This window comes from Winogradskyella costae, from assembly GCF_013403865.1.
Lineage (GTDB): Bacteria > Bacteroidota > Bacteroidia > Flavobacteriales > Flavobacteriaceae > Winogradskyella > Winogradskyella costae.
Genome location: NZ_JABFDK010000001.1, coordinates 1,542,024 through 1,568,274, shown reverse-complemented (window position 1 = coordinate 1,568,274; position 26,251 = coordinate 1,542,024). Strand labels below are relative to the sequence as shown.

At 33.9% G+C, this 26,251-nt stretch carries 18 protein-coding genes; 12 read left to right on the top strand and 6 right to left on the bottom strand.

From position 1 onward, the window contains the following. Positions 1 to 228: 228 nt before the first annotated feature. Positions 229 to 579, bottom strand: coding sequence for a hypothetical protein (locus HM986_RS06675; RefSeq protein WP_179334257.1), 351 nt, complete (start codon positions 577 to 579; stop codon positions 229 to 231). Between the two features lie 6 nt (positions 580 to 585). Beyond that, complete coding sequence (locus HM986_RS06670) at positions 586 to 1,560, bottom strand: polyprenyl synthetase family protein (RefSeq protein ID WP_179334416.1); 975 nt, start codon at positions 1,558 to 1,560, stop codon at positions 586 to 588. Between the two features lie 153 nt (positions 1,561 to 1,713). Between HM986_RS06670 and HM986_RS06665 the strand changes: the two genes are divergently transcribed. From HM986_RS06665 to HM986_RS06625, 9 genes are all read left to right on the top strand, one after another. Next, a complete protein-coding gene (locus tag HM986_RS06665; protein WP_179334415.1) occupies positions 1,714 to 2,313 on the top strand; it encodes a TetR/AcrR family transcriptional regulator in 600 nt (199 codons plus the stop codon). 6 nt (positions 2,314 to 2,319) lie between these two features. Next, positions 2,320 to 3,666: a TolC family protein gene (locus tag HM986_RS06660; protein WP_179334256.1), complete on the top strand. Its 1,347-nt coding sequence runs from the start codon at positions 2,320 to 2,322 to the stop codon at positions 3,664 to 3,666. A 14-nt stretch (positions 3,667 to 3,680) separates the two neighbouring features. Continuing rightward, complete coding sequence (locus HM986_RS06655) at positions 3,681 to 4,862, top strand: efflux RND transporter periplasmic adaptor subunit (RefSeq protein ID WP_179334255.1); 1,182 nt, start codon at positions 3,681 to 3,683, stop codon at positions 4,860 to 4,862. Beyond that, positions 4,862 to 8,401 (top strand): efflux RND transporter permease subunit, encoded by a 3,540-nt coding sequence (locus HM986_RS06650; protein WP_179334254.1) that lies wholly within the window; start codon positions 4,862 to 4,864, stop codon positions 8,399 to 8,401. The genes HM986_RS06655 and HM986_RS06650 overlap by 1 nt, the downstream gene beginning before the upstream one ends. 78 nt (positions 8,402 to 8,479) lie before the next feature. Next, positions 8,480 to 10,234 carry an aspartate--tRNA ligase gene (gene aspS / locus HM986_RS06645; protein ID WP_179334253.1) on the top strand — a complete coding sequence of 585 codons (1,755 nt, stop codon included), beginning with the start codon at positions 8,480 to 8,482 and terminating at the stop codon, positions 10,232 to 10,234. Positions 10,235 to 10,281: 47 nt separating this feature from the next. Next, positions 10,282 to 12,072, top strand: coding sequence for a chloride channel protein (locus tag HM986_RS06640; RefSeq protein WP_179334252.1), 1,791 nt, complete (start codon positions 10,282 to 10,284; stop codon positions 12,070 to 12,072). Positions 12,073 to 12,143: 71 nt separating this feature from the next. Further along, positions 12,144 to 13,946 carry a chloride channel protein gene (locus tag HM986_RS06635; protein ID WP_179334251.1) on the top strand — a complete coding sequence of 601 codons (1,803 nt, stop codon included), beginning with the start codon at positions 12,144 to 12,146 and terminating at the stop codon, positions 13,944 to 13,946. Between the two features lie 34 nt (positions 13,947 to 13,980). Continuing rightward, positions 13,981 to 14,226, top strand: coding sequence for a hypothetical protein (locus HM986_RS06630; RefSeq protein WP_179334250.1), 246 nt, complete (start codon positions 13,981 to 13,983; stop codon positions 14,224 to 14,226). A 111-nt stretch (positions 14,227 to 14,337) separates the two neighbouring features. Continuing rightward, a complete protein-coding gene (locus HM986_RS06625; RefSeq protein WP_020898101.1) occupies positions 14,338 to 14,529 on the top strand; it encodes a cold-shock protein in 192 nt (63 codons plus the stop codon). Positions 14,530 to 14,637: 108 nt separating this feature from the next. Here the strand turns inward: HM986_RS06625 and HM986_RS06620 are convergent, their stop codons facing one another. Genes HM986_RS06620 through HM986_RS06610 form a run of 3 tightly spaced genes read right to left on the bottom strand, consistent with a single transcriptional unit; the run spans position 14,638 to position 18,232 of the window. Continuing rightward, positions 14,638 to 15,102, bottom strand: coding sequence for a hypothetical protein (locus HM986_RS06620; RefSeq protein WP_179334249.1), 465 nt, complete (start codon positions 15,100 to 15,102; stop codon positions 14,638 to 14,640). Between the two features lie 31 nt (positions 15,103 to 15,133). Then, positions 15,134 to 15,583 carry a nucleoside deaminase gene (locus HM986_RS06615; RefSeq protein ID WP_179334248.1) on the bottom strand — a complete coding sequence of 150 codons (450 nt, stop codon included), beginning with the start codon at positions 15,581 to 15,583 and terminating at the stop codon, positions 15,134 to 15,136. Between the two features lie 24 nt (positions 15,584 to 15,607). Then, on the bottom strand, positions 15,608 to 18,232 hold the full coding sequence (locus tag HM986_RS06610; protein WP_179334247.1) for a T9SS-dependent M36 family metallopeptidase: 2,625 nt from the start codon (positions 18,230 to 18,232) through the stop codon (positions 15,608 to 15,610). A 127-nt stretch (positions 18,233 to 18,359) separates the two neighbouring features. Between HM986_RS06610 and HM986_RS06605 the strand changes: the two genes are divergently transcribed. After that, a complete protein-coding gene (locus HM986_RS06605; RefSeq protein WP_179334246.1) occupies positions 18,360 to 20,144 on the top strand; it encodes a 1-deoxy-D-xylulose-5-phosphate synthase in 1,785 nt (594 codons plus the stop codon). A 228-nt stretch (positions 20,145 to 20,372) separates the two neighbouring features. On the opposite strand, the gene HM986_RS06600 is transcribed toward HM986_RS06605, so the two are convergent. Continuing rightward, complete coding sequence (locus tag HM986_RS06600; RefSeq protein WP_179334245.1) at positions 20,373 to 21,713, bottom strand: deoxyguanosinetriphosphate triphosphohydrolase; 1,341 nt, start codon at positions 21,711 to 21,713, stop codon at positions 20,373 to 20,375. Positions 21,714 to 21,947: 234 nt separating this feature from the next. Here HM986_RS06600 and HM986_RS06595 point away from each other — a divergent pair, with 234 nt between their 5' ends. Both HM986_RS06595 and HM986_RS06590 read left to right on the top strand, forming a co-directional pair. Further along, positions 21,948 to 23,252 carry a hypothetical protein gene (locus HM986_RS06595; RefSeq protein WP_179334244.1) on the top strand — a complete coding sequence of 435 codons (1,305 nt, stop codon included), beginning with the start codon at positions 21,948 to 21,950 and terminating at the stop codon, positions 23,250 to 23,252. Between the two features lie 110 nt (positions 23,253 to 23,362). Beyond that, positions 23,363 to 26,164: a TonB-dependent receptor gene (locus tag HM986_RS06590; protein WP_179334243.1), complete on the top strand. Its 2,802-nt coding sequence runs from the start codon at positions 23,363 to 23,365 to the stop codon at positions 26,162 to 26,164. Positions 26,165 to 26,251: the final 87 nt, after the last annotated feature.

The window sequence follows — 26,251 nt, the reverse complement described above, 5'->3', positions numbered from 1 at the left end:
AAGATAAATTTATCCTATATAATTATTTTAAGATCCTAATGACTAACTAAAACATGAGGTATTCGTTTAAAAGGTTTGATTTTATTGATTTCAAAACCGAGCAGCCATGCTTTTTCTGAAAGTGAGAAGACTGAATAATTTAATTTTTTTCAATTAATTAAAACGTCATCTTTACTACAAAATCTAAAAGCTAAGTGATCTTCTATCTTTTATAAAACAACATTACTATTAAGAATATTTGGATTTATACCAAACCTTTTGCCATTCGCGTTGTAAAATCATAAAGGTCACGTCTTCAGATAAGCGTAATGCATCACTACCATCGAGATTTCTAATTTTAGCCTCAGAAACATCTATAATATAAAGTAAGTTTAAATAGTCTGAAAATTTAGAGTTTATCAAATCATAAACGGTTTCTTGAAGCACTAATTTTAAACTCGTTGGCAAGGTTTCTTTGTCTAACTCTAAATCGATATTAGCATAAAGTAAATCTTTATTAAGTTGAAGAATAAGTTTCTTATACAATTGTAGTTGTTCCGCCGCAACAATTAAATCCTCAAAATTAGATGGTAAACTCATTAGAAATTAAACGCGTCTATTCATTAATTGTTCTCCAAATACTCTAAGGACTTGCTTTTTCTCATGAGACACATTTAAAGTTTCTAAAACTTCAAACGCCTTATTTGTGTATGATTTCACAGCATTTTGAGTAGCTTCTGCTGCACCCGATGCATAGAATAACGCTTTTACCTTTTCAACTTTATTGCTATTAGGAAGCTCTAAATTAGACATAAATGTCTTTAAATTCAACGTCTCATCTTCAGACCCTAACTCCATAGTTTTAAGGTACAAATATGTTTTTTTATTTTCTATAATATCTCCACCGACTTGTTTTCCGAAGGTTTCAGGATTTCCAAAAGCATCTAAATAATCGTCCTGCAATTGAAACGCAATACCTAAAAGTCGACCAAACTCATAAATAGAATTCTGATCTTCGATAGACGCATTAGCGACAATAGCACCCATTTTCATAGCAGCACCAACCAAAACAGCTGTTTTATATTCAATCATTTTCAGATATTCAGAAATCGTAACATCATTGCGTGTTTCAAAATCAATATCATATTGCTGACCTTCACAAACCTCTAAAGCTGTTTTACTAAATAATTTAGCCAAAGCCTGAAATGTTTGTGGCTCATAATTTTCAAATAATTGATAAGCCATAATCAACATGGCATCCCCAGAAAGAATTCCGGTATTTAGATTCCATTTTTCATGAACAGTTTCCTCTCCACGTCTTAAAGGTGCGTCATCCATAATATCGTCGTGGACTAAAGAAAAATTATGAAAAACCTCAATAGACAATGCCGCATCCATAGCTCTATCGGCATTTCCACCGAAAATTTCTGCCGCCATCAACGTTAAAATTGGTCGTAAGCGTTTTCCCCCTAACTGAAGAATATAGTTTATAGGATTATATAAATTTTTAGGTTCCTTATCGGTTGTAAAACCCTCTAAAAATTTTAGAAAAGGCTTTTGATACTGTTCTATATATTGCATTGGACAAAAATAATGCATTAAAGATATTTTAAACGAATGTTAGCCATGTAAAAAAATCATTAAAACTTTGGAAACTTTTTTGGTTTTTAAAGTTTCCTATTGTAAATTTGCGCCACAATTTAAAAAGATATTCCACTTAGGCGGAACACAATGATGAAGGATAAAATAATAATAAAGTCTACTGATTTATTCTCAAACTTAGGTTTTAAGAGCGTAACTATGGACGATATTGCTAATGAAATGGGTATTTCAAAAAAAACGATTTATCAACATTTTCAGAATAAAACAAAATTAGTGGAAGCCACGGCAATGCATGTTTTTGAAAATATTTCTAAAGGTATTGATTGTATATGTGAACTGAACACTAATCCAATTAACGAAATATATGAAATTAAGCGGTTTGTAATGCTTAATCTAAAAGATGAAAAATCATCGCCTCAATATCAGCTTCAAAAGTATTATCCTAAGATATACTGCTCATTAAAACGAAAGCAATTTGAAAAAATGATTGGCTGTGTCACTCGCAATTTAGAACGCGGTGTTACACAGAAACTGTACAGAGATTCCATAGAAGTCGATTTTATAGCACGCCTCTACTTTAACGGTATGATTTCTTTAAAGGATCAAGATATTTTTCCACGCGATACTTATGCAATGCAAAATCTAATGAACAATTATATAGACTACCATTTAAGAGGTATTTGCTCAACTAAAGGCCTAGAAACATTAACAGAATTAAACACCAACCTCTAATAACCTATGAAAAAAACACTAACGCTAATAATAGGCTTTATTATTTTTCAAACTGGCTTTGCACAAGAGCAGCCAACACAACTTTCGCTTCAAGAAGCTATTGATTACGCTTTGGAAAACAATAGAACTGCCATTAATGCTTCACGAGATATTGAAGCAGCCAAACAACAGAAATGGGAAACAACAGCTACTGGTTTACCTCAAGTAAGTGCAAGTATAGATTATCAGAACAATTTAAAACAGCAAGTGCAATTAATTCCTGCAGAATTTTTTGGTGGGCAACCCGGAGAATTTGCAGAAGTAATGTTTGGTACTAAACACAGCATGACGGCCTTTGCAACCTTAAATCAAAAAATATTTGATGGGTCCTATCTTGTAGGTCTACAATCTGCCAAAGTCTTTTTAGAAATATCTAAAAATGCTAAAATAAAGACCGATTTAGAAGTCAGAAAAGCGGTTATTGAAGCTTACGGAAATGTTTTATTAGCAGAAGAAAGTATCAAAATTTTTGAAAGAAATATTGATGTCTTAGAAAAAAATCTTTTCGAAACACAGAAAATTTACGAAAATGGATTGGGAGAAGAAGAAAGTGTTGAACAACTACAAATCACCCTCTCTGGCGTAAAAAGTAACTTGAATAATGTTGAAAGACTAAAAAAGTTAGCCTATCAGATGCTAAATATTAATTTAGGATTAGATGTTCAAAATACTATGGTATTAACGGATAATCTAGAAACATTAACTGACCAAAACATCTCGTTAGCAGATTTAGATGCAGAAAATAATCCCGAAAGTACCATTGATTATTTAATTGCCCAAAACGATACAAAAGCAAAAGCGCTAATGGTTAAACTCGAAAAAAGCAAAGCCTTACCAACTCTTAATGCCTTTATTAATGGTGGTTATTCTGGTTACAGCGAAGACTTTTCATTTACCAAGACAAGCCAACCTTGGTTTGGGTCGTCGTTATTTGGTGTTAGTTTAGATATCCCAATCTTTAGCTCAGGTATGCGAAGTGCCTCAACACAACGTGCAGCAATCAACCTTGAAAAAGCACAAACGGAATTAACCGAAACCGAACAACGTATTAAGCTTCAAATTGAATCAGCAAAAAGCGATTACCAATTCGCTATTGAGGATTATGCCAATAAACAAGAGAATTTAGGTTTAGCAGAACGTATTGAAGCTAAGAACCAAACCAAGTTTTTTGAAGGTATTGGTTCTAGTTTTGAATTGAGACAAGCACAAACCCAATTATACACCGCACAACAAGAATTACTTCAAGCAATGCTAGACGTTATAAACTCTAAAGCAACCTTAGAAACCGTTCTTAATACACCATTCAATAATTAAAAATCACCAACAAAATGAAGTACATATATCTATTATTAATCGTTGCAATCGTATCGATATCCTGTTCTGGGGAAAAGAAAAATTCTGTAGAGCAAGCTATACAAAGTGATAACCTTGAAACTATTAGAACAAAGCGAGGTCAATTAGTCGCTGAGCAAGAAGGCATCAATGATAAAATTAAGCTTTTGGATGAGAAAATAAAAACCTTAGATACTACCAAGCACGTGCCTTTAATCACCACGTTTAAAGCTCAAGTCGAAGTATTTAACCACGTTTTAGAACTGCAAGGAAATGTCACTACTAAAGACCTTTTAACTATTACACCAGAATATAACGGTATCCTAACAAATGTGTATGTAAAGGAAGGTCAAAAAGTTAAAAAAGGACAAATTTTAGCAAAGATTGATGACGGTGGTTTAAGTCAACAATTGGCACAATTAAAAATTCAAGCAGAATTAGCAAAAACCACTTACGAGCGTCAGCAAAGACTTTGGGAACAGAATATTGGAAGTGAAATTCAATTCTTACAATCAAAATCTACTTATCAATCGCAACAAGAAGCCGTAAACCAATTAAACCAACAAATTGCTAAAACTAATGTTACAGCACCTTTTTCTGGTACTATTGATGACATTATTACGGAGCAAGGAAGTGTTGTTGCTGCAGGCCAATCTCCATTAATGCGTATTGTAAATTTAGACAATATGTATATTGAAACAGAAGTGCCAGAACGTTACGTTTCAGACGTTACAAAAGGAAAAAGTGTAAGTGTTAATATTCCCGTTTTAGGAAAAACAATAGAGACCGATATTCGTCAAGCTGGTGATTTCATAAATCCTGCAAACCGAACTTTTAAGGTTGAAGTAGGTATTCCTAATGATGACAAATCTATTAAACCAAATTTATCTGCGCGTTTAAAAATTAACGATTACACTAGTGAAAAAGCGTTATTAATTCCACAAAGTGTCGTTTCTGAAAATTCAGAAGGAGAACAATATGTATATGTTGTTACAGATAAAAATGTAAAAGGTATTGGTACTGCAAAACGTGTAATTATTGAAACAGGAAAAACTCAAGACGATATTATTGAAGTCTTAAAAGGACTAGAAGATGGATCTGAAATCATTAAAGAAGGTGCACGTAGCGTAAGAGACGGACAATCTGTTGAAGTTATTAATTATGAAACTAAAAACTAATGGCTGAAAATAAAAAAAATACCGAAAAGGAATTTGGTTGGTCATCGTGGGCAATTAACAATAAAACCACGATGTATGTGCTGATCGCCGTATTTTTCTATTTAGGAATTTCAGCTTTTTTCGACATGCCAAGAGAAGCATTCCCTGAGGTTAATGAAACTAAAATTTACGTTAGTACCATTTATCCAGGAAACACTGCTGAGGATATCGAAAAGTTAATTACCGATCCTGTAGAAGACAAGCTAAAAACAGTAAGTAATGTTGTAGAAATCACCTCAACATCACAAGAAGATTATTCTATGGTGGTCATAGAATTTGATGAAAACATTACTGTAGAACAGGCCAAACAGAAAGTAAAAGATGAAATTGATTCGGAAACAGCTGGCGAAGATTGGCCAACATTTAACGGAGCAAAAGTAGAACCCGATGTTTTTGAATTAAGTCTTTCGGAAGAAATGCCAATTCTTAACATTAATATTTCTGGGGATTATCCTATTGAAAAATTAAAAGATTATGCCGAATATCTTCAAGATGAAATAGAAGATTTACAAGAAATTAAGAAGGCAGATATCCGCGGTGCTCAAGAGAAAGAAGTTGAAGTAGCGGTAGACATCTACAAAATGATGGCGGCCAAAGTAACGTTTAATGATATTCTTGGTGCTATTGGAAATGGAAACATTACACAATCTGCAGGTAACTTAAAAGCTAGCGGACAACGACGTACTATACGTATTATTGGAGAAATTGAAAAACCTTCAGAACTTGAAAACTTCGTTGTAAAATCAGACAATGGCAGTCCAATCTATTTAAAAGATGTGGCAACTGTTGCATTTCATGAAGAAGATAAAACCACATTCGCAAGAAAATCTGAAAAACCAGTAGTAATGTTAGACGTTAAAAAGCGTGCTGGTAAAAACATGGTTGCTGCTGCAGAGCAAACACAGGTTATTGTACAGAATGCTATAGATAACGTATTCCCAAAGGATTTAGAAGTTACCATTACAAACGATCAATCACCAGTAACGATTGGGCAGGTAGATGATTTGGTAAACAACATCATCTTTGGTGTTATTTTAGTGGTTACCGTTTTAATGTTCTTTTTAGGTTTTAAAAATGCCTTATTCGTTGGTTTTGCCATTCCAATGTCCATGTTTATGTCGCTTATGATTTTAGGTTTTATCGGCTATAGTTTAAACACTATGGTACTTTTTGGACTTATTATGGGGCTTGGAATGTTGGTAGATAATGGTATTGTAGTTGTTGAGAACGTCTATCGCTTAATGGAAGACGAAGGTATGGGACGTATTGAAGCGGCTAAAAAAGGAATTGGAGAAATTGCATATCCTATAATTATTTCTACAGCAACAACGGTTGCAGCCTTTGTACCTTTAGGACTTTGGCCTGGTATCATGGGGGAATTCATGAAGATTTTACCAATTACCTTATCCATCGTTTTAGGATCCTCTTTAGTCGTTGCTATATTTTTCAATTCGGTGTTGGTATCGCGTTATATGACTACTGAAGATAAGGACATGCCTTTAAATCAAATTATTAGAACTACAATTATTGTAGCCGTGATTGGAATTCTTATTTTAATTTTTGGTGGTACATATCGTGGTTTAGGAACCATTATGATTTTTACAGCGATTATGCTTTGGGCTTATCGATTTTTCATCAGAGGATGGGCAAATAGTTTCCAAAATAAAGCTTTGGTAAGACTTGAAAACTGGTATGAAGTACGTTTAAGAAATTCATTATCAAAAAAGCAACCTTACGTTTTAACTATTGCGACGTTTCTATTATTAATTGCTGCTTTTATTGCTTTTGGAGTTTCTCTAAGCACACAACGTACTAAAGTAGAATTCTTCCCAGATAATAAACCCAACCAAATTATTGTCTATATAGAGTATCCACAAGGTACAGCCATTGAAAAAACTAATGCCATTACTGCACAAATAGAAAAGCGTGTGGATGCGGTTATAAATGGAGACCAATACATGGATGGTAACAGAAACTTCTTAGTAGAAAGTGCTGTTTCTCAAGTTGGAGAAGGAGCCGGAAACCCACAAACAGATATGGGATCTGGTGCTGAAATGCCGCACAAAGCTAAGATCACAGCGTCTATGCGCGAATATAAATTTAGAAAAGGTGAAGACAGTGAACTTTTACGTCAAAAAGTACAAGAGGCTTTAGTTGGTATTTTCCCAGGTGTACTAATTTCTGTTGAAAAAGATGCCAACGGACCACCTGCAGGTTCCCCAATTAATATTGAAATAGACGGTAACGACTACAACGAATTAATTGCGACTGCTGAGCAAATGCGAACTTTTATTAACTCTAAAAATATAGCTGGAATTGACGAGCTTAAAATAGACGTTAACAAAGACAAACCAACCATGTTGGTTGAAATTGATAGAAAAAAAGCAGGTGAATTAGGAATTACTGCAAAACAAATTGGAGATCAATTACGTAATTCTATCTTTGGTTCTAAAGCCGGAATCTATAAAGAAGATGGAGACGATTTTGATATCTATGTCCGTTTTAACGAAGCCAATCGGTATGATAAGAGTGCTCTTTTTAATCAAAATATTACATTTAGAGACAATACTGGTCAAATAAAGGAGATTCCATTATCTACGGTTGCGAAACAGAAAAACAATTCTGGTTTTAGTGCTATTAAACATAAGGACACTAAACGTGTTGTTACTGTTTATTCAGCTTTATCACCAGGGTATACAGATGCTGGCGCAATTGTAACTCAGATTCAAAATGAAATGAAAAGCTATGAAGGCTTAGCTGATGATATTCATATCGATTATACAGGTCAGATTGAAGAACAGAATAAACAAATGGCCTTTTTAGTTGGAGCATTCTTTACAGGATTAGGGTTAATTTTCTTCATTCTAATATTTCAATTTAACTCCATTTCGAAACCAACAATTATAATGATTGCGATTTTCTTAAGTTTTATTGGTGTTTTTGGTGGTATCGTTATTTCAGGAAGTGCCTTTGTTATTATGATGACTATGGTTGGTATTATATCGCTAGCCGGAATTGTAGTAAACAACGGTGTGGTACTTCTAGATTACGCACAATTGCTGATTGATAGAAAGAAAAATGAACTGGACTTAGAAGAAACCGATTATTTAACGACTGAAGATCTTTTTGAAAGTATCGTTAGAGCAGGTAAAGCCCGTTTAAGGCCGGTGTTATTAACTGCAATTACAACAATTTTAGGTCTAATACCTTTAGCTATTGGTCTAAACATTAACTTCTTTACGTTATTTGCAGATTTTAATCCAAACATATATATGGGTGGAGACAACGTTGTCTTTTGGGGACCATTAGCGTGGACTGTTATTTACGGTTTATTAATCGCCACATTCTTAACTTTAATTGTTGTTCCTATTTTATTCTTTTTAAGTATAAAGCTTAAAATGTGGATGCGTGTAAATTTCACATCTCAGCCGTTAAGAGCTAATGACACTGAAACGTTTGAGCAAATTGAAGGGGCAACTCCACTTGAGCTTGACAATTAATTGAAATTCATTATTTAAATAGAAAAATCCGAAGTCTTAACTTCGGATTTTTTACTTTTGCAATTCTAATAAAAATCTATGTACAGAAGTCACAATTGTGGTGAGTTAAGAGCATCACACAACAATACAGAAGTTACACTTTCAGGATGGGTTCAAGGTGTTCGCGATAAAGGATTTATGGTTTATATTGACCTTCGCGATCGTTATGGAATCACACAATTATATTTTGATGAGGAACGCACACCAAAAGCAATTATGGATAAGGCTTCAAAATTGGGTCGCGAGTTTGTTATTCAAGTTAAAGGTAATGTCATTGAACGGGCTTCAAAAAACCCTAATATTCCAACAGGTGATATTGAAGTTGTAGTATCAGAATTAACTGTTTTGAACAGCTCTTTAGTGCCACCTTTTACCATTGAAGATAAAACAGATGGTGGGGATGATTTACGTATGAAATATCGCTATTTAGATATTCGTCGTAATCCGGTAAAAAACAGTTTAATTTTTAGAGCAAAAGTGGCTCAAGAAGTTAGAAATTATTTATCAAATGATGGTTTTATTGAAGTTGAAACACCATACTTAATTAAATCAACTCCAGAAGGAGCACGTGATTTTGTAGTCCCTTCTCGTATGAATGAAGGGCAATTTTACGCGCTTCCACAATCACCACAAACTTTCAAACAACTATTGATGGTTGGTGGTATGGATAAATATTTCCAGATCGTTAAGTGTTTTAGAGATGAAGATTTACGTGCCGACAGACAACCAGAATTCACACAAATAGATTGTGAAATGGCGTTTGTTGAGCAAGAAGATATTTTAAATGTATTTGAAGGTTTAACACGTCACTTATTAAAAGAAGTAAACGGTGTTGAAATTGAAAAATTCCCAAGAATGCTCTATGATGATGCTATGCGTTTATACGGAAACGATAAACCAGACATTAGATTTGGAATGGAGTTTGGCGAATTAAATGCTGTTACCCAACATAAAGAATTTGGCGTATTCAACAGTGCTGAATTAGTCGTTGGTATCGCAGTTCCTGGTGGAAACAGTTATACAAGAAAAGAAATTGATAAACTAATTGATTGGGTAAAGCGTCCACAAGTTGGGGCTTTAGGCATGATTTATTCGCGTTGTAATGACGATGGAAGTTTTAAATCTTCAGTAGATAAATTTTACGATCAAGACGATTTAGCAAAATGGTCTGAAGTCACTGGTGCAAAACCAGGAGATTTAGTTTGCGTATTATCTGGTGATACTAATAAAGTAAGAGCACAATTAAGTGCGCTACGTATGGAATTAGCAACACGCTTAGGCTTAAGAGACCCTAAAGTATTTGCACCTCTATGGGTTATTGATTTCCCATTATTAGAATTAGATGAAGAAACGGGTCATTACCATGCGATGCACCATCCATTTACGTCTCCAAAACCTGGACAAATAGAATTATTGGATACCAACCCTGGTGATGTAAAAGCTAACGCTTACGATTTAGTATTAAATGGTAACGAAATTGGAGGTGGTTCTATTCGTATTCACGATAAAGCGACGCAAGCAATTATGTTGAAACATCTTGGGTTTTCAGATGAAGACGCTAAAGCGCAATTCGGATTCTTAATGGATGCTTTTGAATATGGAGCACCACCACATGGAGGTTTAGCTTTTGGTTTAGATAGACTAGTTGCGATTTTGGGTGGCCAAGAAACAATACGAGATTTTATTGCGTTCCCTAAAAACAATTCTGGCAGAGATGTGATGATTGATGCGCCTGCACCAATTGATGATGATCAACTAAAAGAGTTGAGTTTAAAACTGAATTTAAAATCATAAAAAATATCAATCCTGCTTCTTGCAGGATTTTTTTATAGATTAATTTTATGGAAACAAAACACCCTATATTTAAAAGGCTATTGATATGGCGAGCTAAACATATCTCGCATAAGCAATTTGTATATTTCTTGAGTATTTTAATTGGGTTTACGTCTGGGATTGGTGCTGTAGTTTTAAAAAAATTAACGCATTATATTCAACTGTTACTAGAAGGTAAATTGGTTCAATATTACCATCAAGCCTTTTACTTTTTGTTTCCTATAATTGGATTGACTCTTGTTTATTTAATCATAAAATATGTGATCAGAGAAAAGGTAAGTCATGGAATTCCTTCAACATTACATGCCATTTCTAAACGTAAAGGCATTATAAAAGGTTATCAAATGTTCGGTTCTATTCTTACAGCTCCATTAACTATTGGTTTTGGAGGTTCGGTAGGATTAGAAGGCCCTGCAGTTGCAACAGGAGCCGCTATTGGCTCTAACATTGCTCGGCTTTTTAGAATGAACCAAAAAACCAAAACCTTGTTAATCTGTTGTGCCGCAGCCGGAGCGTTATCTTCTATATTTAAAGCACCAATAGCAGCCATAATTTTTGCCATTGAAGTCTTTAGTTTGGATTTAACAATTGCCTCTATGTTACCTTTATTGTTAGCTTCTCTTTCAGCTATTATTACGTCCTATTTTTTCTCTGGAAACGATGTGATATTACCGTTTAGAATTGAAGATAACTTTAGGATTTCTGATGTGCCGTTTTATGCTTTTTTAGGAGTCTGTGCTGCATTTACCTCTATTTATTTTGCCGAAGTTTATGAAAGAGTTCAAAAGTTATTCGACAAACTAAACTCACCAATTAGAAAACTTCTTGTTGGTGGTATTGCCATTGGTATTCTTGTTTATTTTATTCCGCCTCTTTATGGTGAAGGATTTGATGTTATTAATAATCTTATTGTTGGAAATCCGGAAAAAGCTTTAGTCAATAATTTTTTAAATTTAGATCTGAGTAATATATGGATTGTAATTGCGCTTTTAGCTGGACTCGTATTCTTCAAAATTATTGCTAGTGCTTTGACTTTTGGTGCTGGTGGTGTTGGTGGAATTTTTGGACCAACGCTTTTTATGGGAAGTATAATGGGGAATTGCGTTGCTAAAGTCATTAATAATTGTGGCTTATTTAATACTCCTGTTTCAGAAAGTAATTTTACGCTTGTTGGGATGGCTGGGTTATTAGCAGGAGTGCTTCATGCTCCTTTAACAGCGATATTTTTAATTGCAGAACTTACAGGCGGATATGACTTATTCATACCTCTAATGATTACTGCTGCGATTTCATTTGGAATAACAAAATACTTTGTGTCGTATTCTGTTTATACGATGGAATTGGCTCGAAAAGGGGAATTAATCACACACGATAAAGATCATGCTGTTTTAACTTTAATGGATATAAATAAAGTTATTGAAACCAACTTTATTCATGTCACCACCAATATGACATTAGAAGAGATCATAAAAGAAGCCGTTATTAAATCGAATCGAAATATTTTTCCGGTAATAGATGAAGAAGACAACACTTTAAAAGGTATAATTTTATTAGATGATATTAGACCAATAATGTTTGACCAAACCCTATACGATAACGTATTTGCAATCGAAGTGATGCAAAAACCACCTGCGATCATCGATATTGAAACAGATAAAATGACCGTAATTATGAAAAAATTTCAAGACAGTAGTGCTTGGAATTTGCCAGTAGTTAAAAACGGTAGTTATATTGGATTTATTTCAAAATCAAAATTATTGACGGCATACCGGAGAGAATTAATTAATTTTACATCTTAACCTGAGTTAAGAAATCTTATAGTTAAGGTTTTGAATTGCAAAATAGTAGTACTACCAGGTTTTTTTAATTTATGCCAACAAAAAACTTCATAAGACGATTACTGCTATTGCGATACAAATATATATCGCAAAAGAACTTTATCTATATTTTAAGTATCGCTGTTGGCTTATTAACTGGTATTGCTGCCGTAACTCTAAAAAACATTACTTACGCCATACAGTCTGGATTAGAAGAAGGTATTATTTTTTCTCAAAACCAACTCTATTTTATACTGCCTGTAATTGGATTGTTCTTGGTATATCTATTAACAAAGTATATGTTTAACCAAGGAATGACACCGACGATTCCTCCGTATATAAAACGTGCAATACCTTCACTACTCTATTCTTTATTAAGGCAAAAAGGACTTTTATCTTATAAACTTATCTATCATCCGTTAATTATGGCACCGTTAACCGTTGGATTTGGTGGGTCTGTTGGGTTACTAGGACCTGCAATAACCTCTGGCTCTGCATTAAGCTCTAATTTAAGTCGGATTTTACATGTCGATAAAAAAACCAGGACACTTCTTATTGCTTGTGCGACCGCTGCGGCTGTGGCATCTATGTTTAAATCCCCAATTGCCGCGATTGTTTTGGCTGTAGAAATTTTCAGTTTAGATCTCACCTTTGCATCATTATTACCTTTATTGATAGCCTCAATATCTTCTGTCTTAACCTCTTATTTTTTCTTAGGCGATGAGTTGCTTTTTAACTTTAATGTCACAGAAAAATTCAACCCAAGAGATACGGCTTTTTATATGATTTTAGGGTTAGGAACAGGTATCGCATCCATCTATTTCACCAAAATGTATTTTGCTATTTATGCTTTTTTCGACCGATTTAAAACCAAGTTTACAAAACTTTTAGTAGGCGGAATCGCTATTGGTATTATGTTGTATTTTATTCCACCACTTCATGGTGAAGGTTTAAGTTTTACCAAAGATTTATTTGAAGGCAACTATCTACACGCACTTGGCTCTAATCCGTTTGACAAATACACGGATAATATTTGGGTAGTTATTGTGTTGCTCATCGGTTTTACCATATTTAAAGCTATTGCAATGACGACCACTTTTGCTGCTGGAGGTGTTGGTGGAGTTATTGTACCCACTATGGTAATGGGAAGTGCCCTAGGTAATGTTGTGGCTAAAATAATTAACAACATTGGATTTGGACACCAAGTATCTGAATCGAACTTTACACTCATTGGTATGGCAGGGTTAATTGCTGGTGTAATCCATGCACCATTAACGGCTATATTTTTAATTGCTGAAATTACAGGGGGTTATATTCTATTTTTACCTCTGATGATCACGGTGGCAATTTCATATATGATTACTAAGAATTATATGGAACACACCATTTATACCAAAGAATTAGCAGAGCGTGGAGATCTTTTAACGCACGATAAAGATCAAAGTGTTCTAACGGTAATGACATTAGATTCTGTTATAGAAAAAGATTTTATTGCCTTACATCCCGAAATGAGCCTAGGTGAGATGCTAAAAAAAGGGGTTTCAAAATCGAGTAGAAATTTATTTCCTGTTACGGATTCTAACGATATGTTTGTCGGTATTATTCTGCTAGACGATATTCGCTCTGTAATGTTTGATCAAAGTTTATATGAATCGACAACCGTAGAAACCTTTATGCATCAAGCACCAGATTATATTATTTATGAAAAGGATGCTATGCATATCGTAATGAAAAAGTTTCAAGACTCAAAAGCTTGGAATCTTCCCGTAATTAAAGATAATAAATATTATGGCTTTGTTTCAAAATCTAAACTATTAACGGCATATCGTACCGAATTAATTAACTTTACATCTTAAACCTATTATTAGGTATATTGAAAAATTTGCTTTTATGAAACCCATAAAAATTATCACATTTATTGCTTTTTTAGCGTCATTTACAAGTATCGTTTGCGGTTTAGTGTTCGCGCTGGAATACTCACAAAAACTAATTGGTTTTGGAGTTCTTGGATTGTTCTTTGTAGTATTCCCCCTATTTTCTTATTACAGATGGAAAGATAAAGATGTGAAAGACTATATGCTCACTAAAGAAAACCTTGATAAGATGCGTGAAAATCAACGAGATTCTATAAACTAACGTTTTAGATTATCTCCTTTGATTGAAGTAATAATTCAAAAAAAAACAATTTCTTAACATAGGGTTTTATTTTTATTTTATCTTTACACTTTAATTTTTATTTATATTATAATGACTGGAACAGTTAAATTTTTTAATGATTCAAAAGGATTTGGATTCATTACCAACGAAGAAACAGGAAAAGACATCTTCGTACACGTATCAAACCTTAATGGCGTAGAATTACGCGAAGGTGACACCGTAGAGTACGACGAAGAAGAAGGAAGAAAAGGTTTAGTAGCTGCTAACGTGCAGGTATTATAAGTATATATCTTACAAGTTTCAACGCTCAACCAATGGTTGGGCGTTTTTTTTTGCATTAATTTTAAGTTGCGACTTATTCAAAATATTTTAGAGAATTGATCTCATGCTCTACTGAAAAAGAATTGGCAACTTTGTCTTAGCAATCTTAGCAATATAAAATGGCTGTGTCATTACATTAGTCGCATATCCTGTAGAACTAACATACGTCACAGCAACAACTGTATTATGTTCCGAGGAAGTAGAAATCTCTAACTCTATACTATTACCTCCGTTTCCTTTAACACTACTAAACACTGCGATAATAGCATATTTTGAAAAGTCAATTTCCGTTTCTTTAAAACTATCCGAAACATTATTTGTTGTGTTCATTTGAGTCATTAAAAGCTCCCAATCACTCTGATTTTCTATAACAGCATTTTGTTTAGCAATACCTTCACCCCCTGCTCCATAGAGATCACCTTTAGCTATTAAGTTAAATTCTGAATTTTTTATTTTAGAATCATGCTCTTGGATTTTGTTGCTTTTACAACTCAAAACAGATACTAACAAAAGTATTAAAGTTTGTGTTTTCATAATTAGTCGCTATTTGAAATCTAAAATTTACTTAATTCAAACTACGCTTTTCGATGAAAAAGCGTTTTATCAAAGCAGAAGCTTCTTTTGCTAATACTCCACTAACCACTTCTGTTTTGGGATGCAGTTGTGTTCCCATTGTTTTAAAACCTCTTTGTTCGTCTGGAGCACCATACACAATCTTAGAAATCTGACTCCAATACAATGCACCAGCACACATTTGGCAAGGCTCCAAGGTGACATACAGCGTGCATTGATTCAGATATTTTCCACCTAAAAAATTAGCAGCAGAAGTAATAGCTTGCATTTCGGCATGTGCTGTAACATCATTTAGTAATTCTGTTAGATTGTGTGTTCTTGCAATGATTCTATCTTCTACTACAATTACTGCGCCAACAGGTATTTCACCTTTTTCAAAAGCAGCCTCAGCTTCCTGAAGTGCTTTTTTCATAAAATAAGTATCATCAAATGGGTTTATCATAAAAATTTAAAAAATAAATATACATTACTTCTTTATTATTTTTTCATTGTAGCTAATATTAACACCTATAATTCTTAAAATATATAATCCTGTCTGTAATCCACTAGTATCTATAGTAAGACTCGTAAATGATTCTTTTTGTGTTTCATAAACAACTCTACCATTAATATCAACGATACTAATATCAACTTTACCCAGAGTATTACCGGATGTAATTGACAACTCAGTTTCCGTAGGATTTGGATAAATACTAAGATTGGCCTTATCAAATTCAAGAACACTTAAAGCCGAACAATTACTTAATGACGGAGTACTACTTATTGGCATTGTAAAATCTTCTATTTGATCATTACGAGAATCTGCATCTCCTTGTTCTGCATTTACACCTAAACCTCTAGCAGCAAATACTTCCCAAATTAAACACTGATCAACACCTCCTGTACTTAATCTATCCGCTGCCAAAATTGCATCTCTACCATCTACAAATCCAGAATTACAGGGTTGTAATTTTAAACCATTAATAACTAAGCTCATCACTTTATTATTACCACCATTTCCATTATATAGATCAGAATCGAAACCATATTTATCTATATAAGCCCAAGTTAAATCCCATAATGTCGTTGCCCAAACAAAACCAATACCATGGGGTTGAGAAAGTGTATTTGATGCATTATATGTAAATCCATTATCTGCAAAATCAGTATTATAACGTGCAGGTCTAATACCACCACCTGTAATTGGTTCACTAATGGCAAATGTTCCTATTCCTCTTCCATCTGTAGGAAGGTCTGATGCTTTCAGAGTAACCATCAATGCAAACCAATCTGACCAACCTTCTCCCATCTGCTCATTGTTTTGTAGACAACCAGCAGCAGACGGACCTCCTGCTAATCTATTAGAAATACCATGACCATATTCGTGAGCTATAATTCCATTATCAAATCCACCATCAATAAAATCAGTTAAATCTGGCCCTACTAAACTCGCTGTAATGTTTTCGCCATTAGTTAATGCTGTAATGAGTGCTTCTCCAACATCTTGTGTAACCATTACTGAAGGTATAGATACTAAATCTCCATCCGTTCCTGGTCCCATTTCAATGGCAGCACCAGTCACATTGTTGACAACGATGACACCAATCGCACCAGCATTCTCTACTGCTAAAACTTTTGCTCCAAACTCACATATCCCACGTCTTAATATTGCTATATTTCCATTAAGCTGAGCAGGATTAATAATGGTTTCACAAGCATTTAAAATATCTGCAGAAGTATCAATAGCTCTTATTAAATTAGAGGTTACAGGCACTGCCGTTAATAGGGCTCCAAAAGAAGCACCAATAGCATCATACTCTCCTGTTAAACTTCCATTCTCTATTGCAACACGTTCATTTGTAGCAACGCCTGGTGGCGACCATAAAAACATTTGCATGCGTGGGTTAATACCATCTGGAGGTGTACCAAAATTAGCATTATTAAAACTGCTTCCATCTTGGGCATCGGCGAAAACAAAATCGTTACCATTTCCTTGATTACTGTAATTAGTTGTTTGAAAATTCCCCGAACTCTCATCGAAACCATGATTAAACCAAATATCATGCATCATATTATTCATATAAAATAAATTGGTGATAGCGGCTTCCTGGTAATCTAATGGTGACAAATCGAAATCCAATGGAAAATCAAAGTTTAATGATGCAGTACCTTCTGGAGAAAAACTATTAATAGCATCATTACCTCTAATATCGTCCTTTGCCCAAACATTATTACCTCTTGCAATAGTATAATCTGCACCAGGAAATCCATTATTATCGTGCCATCCAAATGGTGAAGCGTTAGAATTAGCAGGCTCTGTAATAATTTGTCTAGAACCATGATTTGGGCTCTCTAATGGAAGCGGAAAAACATTATAATTAGAACCATCAACTAAAACAGAATTAGAAGTAAACATTAGATTCGTAAAATCTTGTTGTTTGGTGTGCTTGAAATGGTCGTGTTCTTTATTAAAAGTACAGGTTAAAATTAAATCATTAAACTCGATGATCTCATTGGTCATTGCATCTACCCTAACACTCCACCAATGCTTAGTATCATTCGTGTATATAATAAAATCCCATGCCAATATTAAGTTATCTTTTTGTGCTACAAAAACCAATTCAACTTTTATATTTTGTGTTGAAATTCCTGAATTAGAAAACACATACTGATTACCGTTATGTTCTAACTCCTGCATATTTTTCACTTTCCCTAATTGAAATTGTTGTGCAACTTTAAGAATAGTAGCATTAGGAGAGTAGACTGGCACTACAGAATTAACTTTAGAAGCTATATTATTTAGAAACCTATTAGCGAAATAAGATACCTCACCATCTTTAATAGCGAGGCTAGATATAGCATTAAAAAGTCTGATATCTTGATAAGTTTGATTTAAATAAACATGTGTTACTGCAGTATTTTCAGAATAATATGCATTGTTTATTACAGGGTTTTCTAAGTCTTTATCTTTAAAATCGAATTCTGATTTGTTAGCTTTTAAATAATCAATTATCAAGATTCCGTATTCTGAAGATTTTAAGTCACTTTGACCAAATGAATAAGAAACTGATAACAGTAGTAAAAGAACTAAGTAAATGTATTTTTTTATCATAAGTAGCGGTTAATATTTAAATTTAAGTCTTTAATATATAAGCTTACTTACAATTATACTTTTTTTTTAACAAAAAGAGAAAACACAAAGCATGCATAAGAGATTCTAAATCTCGTATTTTTACACCGTGAATAAGACATTTTTAGACCATATTAACCTTCCTGAAGATTTACGTAATCTTAAACCAGATGATTTACCTCAACTTGCCCACGAGTTACGTAATTTCATTATTAATATAGTCGCAACGAAAGAAGGGCATTTAGGTGCAAGTTTAGGTGTTGTAGAATTAACTATTGCACTTCATTATGTGTTCAATACACCAAAAGATTTATTAATTTGGGATGTTGGCCACCAAGCTTATGGGCACAAAATCTTAACAGGACGTAAAGATATTTTTGAGACCAATAGACAACTGGGAGGCATTAGTGGTTTTCCAAAGCGTAGCGAAAGTATCTATGATGCTTTTGGTGTTGGACATTCATCTACCTCAATTTCAGCCGCTTTAGGAATGGCAATTGCCTCGCAACTAAAAGGCGAAGACAAACACCATATTGCTGTGATAGGTGATGCATCTATTGCAAGCGGTATGGCTTTTGAAGGTCTAAATCATGCAGGTGTTACCAATGCTAATTTACTTGTCATTTTAAACGATAATGCCATTGGTATCGATCCAAGTGTTGGTGCTTTAAAACAATATTTAACCAACGTAAAAAAAGGCACTGAGAAGCAAGACAATATTTTTGAAGCTTTAAACTTTAATTATTCTGGTCCAATTGATGGTCATGATTTTCCTTTATTACTATCAGAATTAAAACGATTAAAGACTGTAAAAGGCCCTAAGTTTTTACATATTATCACCACAAAAGGCAAAGGTTTAAAACAAGCCGAATTGGACCAAGTAAAATACCACGCACCAGGAAAATTTGATGCAAAAACAGGTGAACTTCCTATAAAATCCGAGTTGAAGCTGCCGCCTAAGTTTCAAGATGTATTTGGTGAGACTATTGTAGAACTGGCTTTAAAAAACAATAAAATTATAGGTATTACGCCAGCCATGCCAACAGGTAGTTCTTTAAAGTATATGATGGAAATGATTCCTGATCGTGCTTTTGATGTTGGTATAGCAGAACAACACGCAGTGACCCTTGCCGCCGGAATGGCAACACAAGGACTTATTCCTTTTTGTAATATTTATTCTACATTTTTACAACGTGCGTATGACCAAATAATTCACGATGTGGCTTTACAGAATTTACCTGTTGTTTTTTGTTTGGATCGTGCTGGCTTGGTAGGTGAAGACGGAGCTACACATCATGGTGTTTTTGATTTAGCCTATCTAAATTGTATTCCTAATCTTGTGATTTTCTCACCAAGAGATGCCATAGCCTTAAGAAACATAATGTATACCGTTCAATTAGGTATTGATTTCCCAATTGCTATTCGCTATCCAAGAGGACGAGGCCATTTATTAGATTGGAAAAAACCTTTTAGAGCTATTGAAATCGGAAAAGGACTTTGTCTAAAAACTGGTTCGCTAATCGCCATACTATCTATTGGTACTATTGCTAAAACAATTGCAGATGCTATTTATTCTTTAGAAGAAAAAGAAGCTATTGGTCATTATGATATGCAATTTGTAAAACCTTTAGATGAAAGCTTATTACATGAGATCTTTAAAAAATATAAAGCTATAATTACCATAGAAGATAGCACTATCGTTGGTGGATTTGGAAGTACTATATTAGCATTTGCTAGCACAAACAATTACCAACAAAAAATCACCACCTTAGGTATTGAAGATCAATTTATTGAACATGGCACCACAAACCAACTGCTACAGTTACAGAAATTGGATGTAACATCTATTAAGAATGTAATTGTGGATTTAGTTCTCAGTGTCAATAATAGCTAAGTCCGATATATTGTCAATCTGCTCAGTATTAACAGCGTCATAAGTTGATTGCTCTATACGATCGCTTGAAATATCGTCTAACATCAATAAACACGTTACTACAACTAAAAAAATGACAAGCCCTCCGAGTATATTATTTTTCATAAACAGGTTGGTTAATGGGTTGATTATGAAGTAAATTAAAACAATACATCGTTAAAAAACAAATTTATTCGATGAAATGCATTTTTATAATATTTGACCTTGAATTTTCTTGTGTAATAACATTGCATTAGTGTCTGACAATTTAGATACATAAAGACATACCGCTAATAGATTTTCATACAATGATTTATTATTTAGCTTTACGGTTTCAGGCAATGTACTAAGTAATAACTCATCATAATTAGACATGTTCTCTTCAAAACAATGCTCCGCCATTTTGCCAAAAGACTCTAATAATTGATTCAATATTTTATACCCTGCTATTTCTTTATTGATAACCTCTTTAGAACGGTACACATTTTTGATACTAATATTAATAATGTCCTTTATTTGTGCTTTATACTGACTGACGTCTAACAAAGCAGTTTCAAAATTACCAGCTAAAATAGCTTCTTCATGTTTCATGAATAGTGTAGCCGCTTCATCAATTAATCGTCCAATTGCTAATGCTCGCAAATAACTTACGCGATCTTCAGTGGTTTTTAAAGCATGGTAATTTTCCGTTTTAATGCTACCTCTAACCAAGTTGATTAAATACTCTAAAGCATAGTCCTCATCGATTAATCCTAAGTTTATCCCATCCTCGAAATCAATAATGGTATAACAAATATCATCAGCAGCTTCTACCAAAAACGCTAATGGATGTCTTTGATAACTAACATACGTATCACTTCGTTTTGCTAAACCTAACTCGGAAGCTATGGTTTCAAACATTACTTTTTCACTTTGAAAGAATCCATATTTTTTATCTACAATATGGTTGGTTGGTTTTTTAGGTAGCGATTCTTTTGGGTACTTTGTAAACGCACCAAGGGTGGCGTAACTTAACCTTAAACCTCCTTCTCTACCTTCTCTACTTTCTGTAAGAATCTTAAAACCATTGGCATTACCTTCAAAATCACATAAATCTTGATATTCTTTTTCGGTTAGGTGCTTTTTAAATTCAGACCCTTGTCCTTCTTTAAAGTAAGCACCAATCGCTTTTTCACCAGAATGTCCAAATGGAGGATTTCCGATATCGTGAGCTAAGGCAGCCGCAGCAACAATGGCACCAAAATCATTCATTTTATAACCGTGAACATTTTCTAATTGCGGATGCTTCTTTAATAATAACTGCCCTACTTTTCGCCCTAATGAGCGTCCTACGACACTCACCTCTAAGCTATGTGTTAAGCGCGTATGGACAAAATCCGTTTTAGATAAAGGCACCACTTGTGTTTTATCTTGTAGGCCTCTAAATTCTGAAGAAAATATAATGCGGTCATAATCAACCTCAAACCCTAAACGGGTTTCGTCTTGTTCTTTTCTTAATCTTTTATTGGTATCGCCAAAGCGCCTTAAGGAGAGTAATTGTTCCCAATTCATAGTTACATTCTTATAGGATGCAAGATAAATAAATTGGCATACAATCGATTATATAATGCGTAGATAGATGAAACAAATTTCAATGTTAACTAATTGTTTCCTCAATAACAATTGCCTTAATATTAAGCTAACACTTCACTAACCTTTTCATTACAAACCTTTAATTTTCAATTAACCTACAAGTTAGTTAATCATGTTTTCTTTGCGGCATAACATTTAATGAACAAAAACAAAATGAAAACAACTAAAAACTTATTTTTCTTACTTGCATTTTCTCTTATCGCATTTAACTGTAGTAGTGATGATGATAACACTGGTGGTGACGATGATGTGGTTCCAACTCTTAATTTCTCTGACGATTCAAATGACTGGTCTTCTACAGTTGCACAAGGCGCCCAAACAACAGGTGCTAATTTAAATGTATTTGGATGGACCTATACAGCTAGTCAAATCGCTGATGAAATTGATGGTTTATCTTATAACAATCCTACTTGGACTATTGCTAGCCCACAAGCTGATGCAACTCATACTGGATTTATTACAGCTGATGAAACTTGGACAAATGATAGATTTCACATTTTAGCAGGTAAAGTTTACGTACAAGATGGTGTTACTTTAACCATTGAGCCAGGTACAATTATTAAAGGTGCTGAATCTACAGGTTCTAATGCATCTGCATTAATTGTTGCTCAAGGTGGTAAGCTTATCGCAAACGGAACAGCTAGTGCTCCTATTATCTTTACTGCAGAAAGTGATAATATCGCTTTAGGAACTAACGCAGGAACAAGCCTTTCTATCGATGATAGAGCTTTATGGGGTGGAGTTTTAGTTTTAGGTAAAGCACAAGGTTCTTTTTCTGGTGATGCAGTATCAATACAAATAGAAGGTTTGCCTGCAACTGAGCCTGGTTCTTATGGTGGAACTAATGATGCAGACAACTCTGGTGTATTAAACTACATCTCTATCAGACATGGTGGAGCAGTAATTGGGTCTGACAACGAAATCAATGGCTTAACACTTGGTGGTGTTGGTAATGGCACTACAATTTCTAATATAGAAGTAGTAGCAAATTTGGATGACGGTATCGAATGGTTTGCAGGTGCTGTAAATGTATCAAACGCTGTTGTTTGGGGTTGTGCTGATGACTTATTAGACTTTGATGAAGCTTATTCTGGTACTGTTACCAATGCTTTAACAATATCTACAAATGTAACAGATCACGCTATGGAAATTGATGGTCCTGCAGGATCTTTTCAAGCTGGTTTTACAATCAACGGATTAACAATGATTGGTGATACTTCTGCTACAATTGATGGTGTAAGTGGAAACAGAGAATATTCTGATTTAAGAGATGGTGCTTTATGCACAATCAACAACGTTTATGCATACGGATTTAGAGCTGGTTCTGATGTTGAATTAGATGACGCTACTTCGGTTGAAAATTATGTTGATGGAAATATCACTTTCTCTAACTGGCAAGTTGTTTATCCTACAGGTGATGACAACTCTGTAATGTGGAATGATACAACAGTTGAATAATTCACTAAGAAATTAAATATTATTTGAATACACAACTTGTGTAATATTAAAATAATTTCAAACTCATCTCTTTCAAAGAGATGAGTTTTTCTATACTTTAAAATATTAAGATGAAACATTTATTTACGTTATTAGTTTTTAGTCTATTTTGTTTAGTTGGATTCTCTCAAACTGGTGTTGTAACTGGTAAGGTTTATGACGCAGAATTTAATGATCTTCTACCCTTTGCCAATATTGTGGTAAAGAATACCACTACTGGTACCACTTCTGATTTCGACGGAAATTATGAATTAGAGCTTGATCCCGGCACTTATGTTTTAGTGTACTCATTTGTTGGTTACCAACCAAAAGAAATAACTGATATTGTTATTGAAAGCAATAAAGAAGTTACTATTAACGTAACACTAAACCCATCATCAGAAAGTTTAGATGAGGTTGTGATTTCTACATCGGTTAGAAGAAACTCTGAAGCAGCCGTTTTAAATTTACAGCGTAAATCTGTTAATCTTTTTGATGGACTATCTATTGAAACAATGAAAAAATCTGGTGCTTCAAACGTTGCGAGTGCCGTAAAATCCGTACCTGGAGTTTCATTGCAGGACGGTAAGTTTGTATATGTAAGAGGTTTGGGAGATCGCTATACTAAATCTATTCTAAATGGAATGGATATTCCTGGCTTAGATCCTGATAGAAACACAGTTCAGTTAGACATCTTTCCATCTAACCTTATTGAAAATATCATAGTTTACAAAACTTTAACTGCCGATTTACCTGCTGATTTTACTGGAGGTGTTGTCGATATTGTTACAAAAGATTTTTCTAGTCGTGAAGAGTACAATTTAAGCTTTGGTGTCGGTTATAATCCTAGTATGCATTTTAATTCAGACTTTATTACGCAAAGTAAAAGTGGTACTGATTTCTTAGGTTTTGACAATGGCTTACGAGGTGACCCAATTGCTGCAGGTACGGATATACCTTCATTAGCTGAAAATAATCCAACTTTAACAGGATTAACTCGAAGATTTGAACCTGAAATGGCAGCACAGACTGGAACCAGTTTTATGAATTACAACTTTGGATTCAGCACATCTAACCAAATTGATATTGGAGATAATAAATTAGGATATATCGCTGCTATTAGTTACAATTCTGAAACTAGTTTATATGATGATTACAAACAAAACTTTTTATTTAAACCACAGAGTTTAAGCGAAACAGAATTGGTACCTAATAGATTACAGAAAGGTATTTTATCTGAGCAAAATGTTCTTATTAGTGGTTTAGCGGGTATAACTTATAAACGTGATTTTTCTAAATACAAGGTTGTTTTTACCAAAGTTCAAAATGGTACAGCTAAAACCGGTAAGTTTGAACAAGAAAGCTTTATAACTAATGCAGCACTTTTCTATAGCGACAACTTAGAATATACTGAGAAAGCAGTTAACAACCTTTTGTTATCTGGTACGCACGCCTTTAACGCAGAAAGCACAAATGAAATCGATTGGAGTATTTCTGGGACCAACGTAAAAGTAAACGACAAGGATGTGCGTTCTACATTATTTGAATTTGACGATGGTCAATATATTATTAGACCAAGTATTGGAGAACCTCGAAGAATATGGAGAAACTTAGAAGAAAACAATCTGTCATCTAAATTGAACTTTACTAAAAAACATGAATTATTTGGTAAAGATGCTAAATTTAAAGCAGGTCTAGCTCAAGTATATAAAGAACGTGATTTTGACATTAATCAATACAGTTTAAGAATTTCTGGTACACCTGCAGCTGCATTTAGTGGTAATCCAGATAATTTATTAATTGATGAGAATATCTGGACCACCGACAATTCAGGTGGTACATACGTCGTAAGTAATTTTGAACCTGCAAACACATTCAACGCTTATGCTACTACTTACGCAGCATATGCTTCAGAAGAATTTAAAATAACAGATAAGTTAAAAAGTGTTTTAGGTTTAAGATTTGAGAAATACGATAGTTATTATACAGGAAGTAACACCATAGGAGACATTAACTTTAATGACGAACGTATTATTGACGAAGCGGATATATTCCCATCTTTAAACTTAATTTATAGTCTTAATGATAATACCAATTTAAGATTGTCTTATGCTAAATCTACGGCAAGACCTTCTTTCAAAGAAGCTTCTGTAGCGCAAATTTTTGATCCTATTACTAACATTACATTTAATGGTAATATTGACCTTAAAACGACTTACGTCGATAATTTTGATTTACGTTATGAAATCTTTAGTGAGGATGCTGGTCTACTTGCTTTAAGCGCATTCTACAAGTCCTTCGATAATCCTATTGAGTTAACCATTTTTGGGCTAGAAGCGATTAATGATATTATCCCAAGAAATATTGGAGATGCTAAAGTTTATGGAGTAGAATTAGAATTTAGAAGAAACCTTGGTTTTATCTATGAAAATCTTAATAGCCTATCATTTAACACAAATATTTCTGTAATAGAATCTGAACAGACCATGAATGATGCTGAATATCAAGGTAGACTTTCTGCGGCACGTGACGGAGAAGAGGTTGATAACAAAAGACAGCTTCAAGGTCAGTCACCTTATTTAATTAATGCAGGATTAAGCTACGCAAAAAATGGTATTCAATCTGGTATTTATTATAACGTACAAGGAGAAACCCTTCAGATTGTTGGTATTGGTCAGGTATCAGATGTCTTTTCTGACCCTTTCCATAGTTTAAACTTCAATTTCTCTAAGTCATTTGGAGAGAAGGAAAATAAGACTGTTAGTTTTAAGGTGGATAACATTTTAAATGATGAAGTAAGATCTAATTACCAATCATATAATGCCGAAGATCAAATTTTTAGCAATTATAGTCCTGGTGTAGAATTATCTTTAAGCTATGCTATAAAATTCTAGTTTAGATCAAAACGATTCTAAGCAAAAAACAAAAGTTCATTAAATTAAAAAACCGTCTCATAAGCTTATGAGACGGTTTTTTTAATT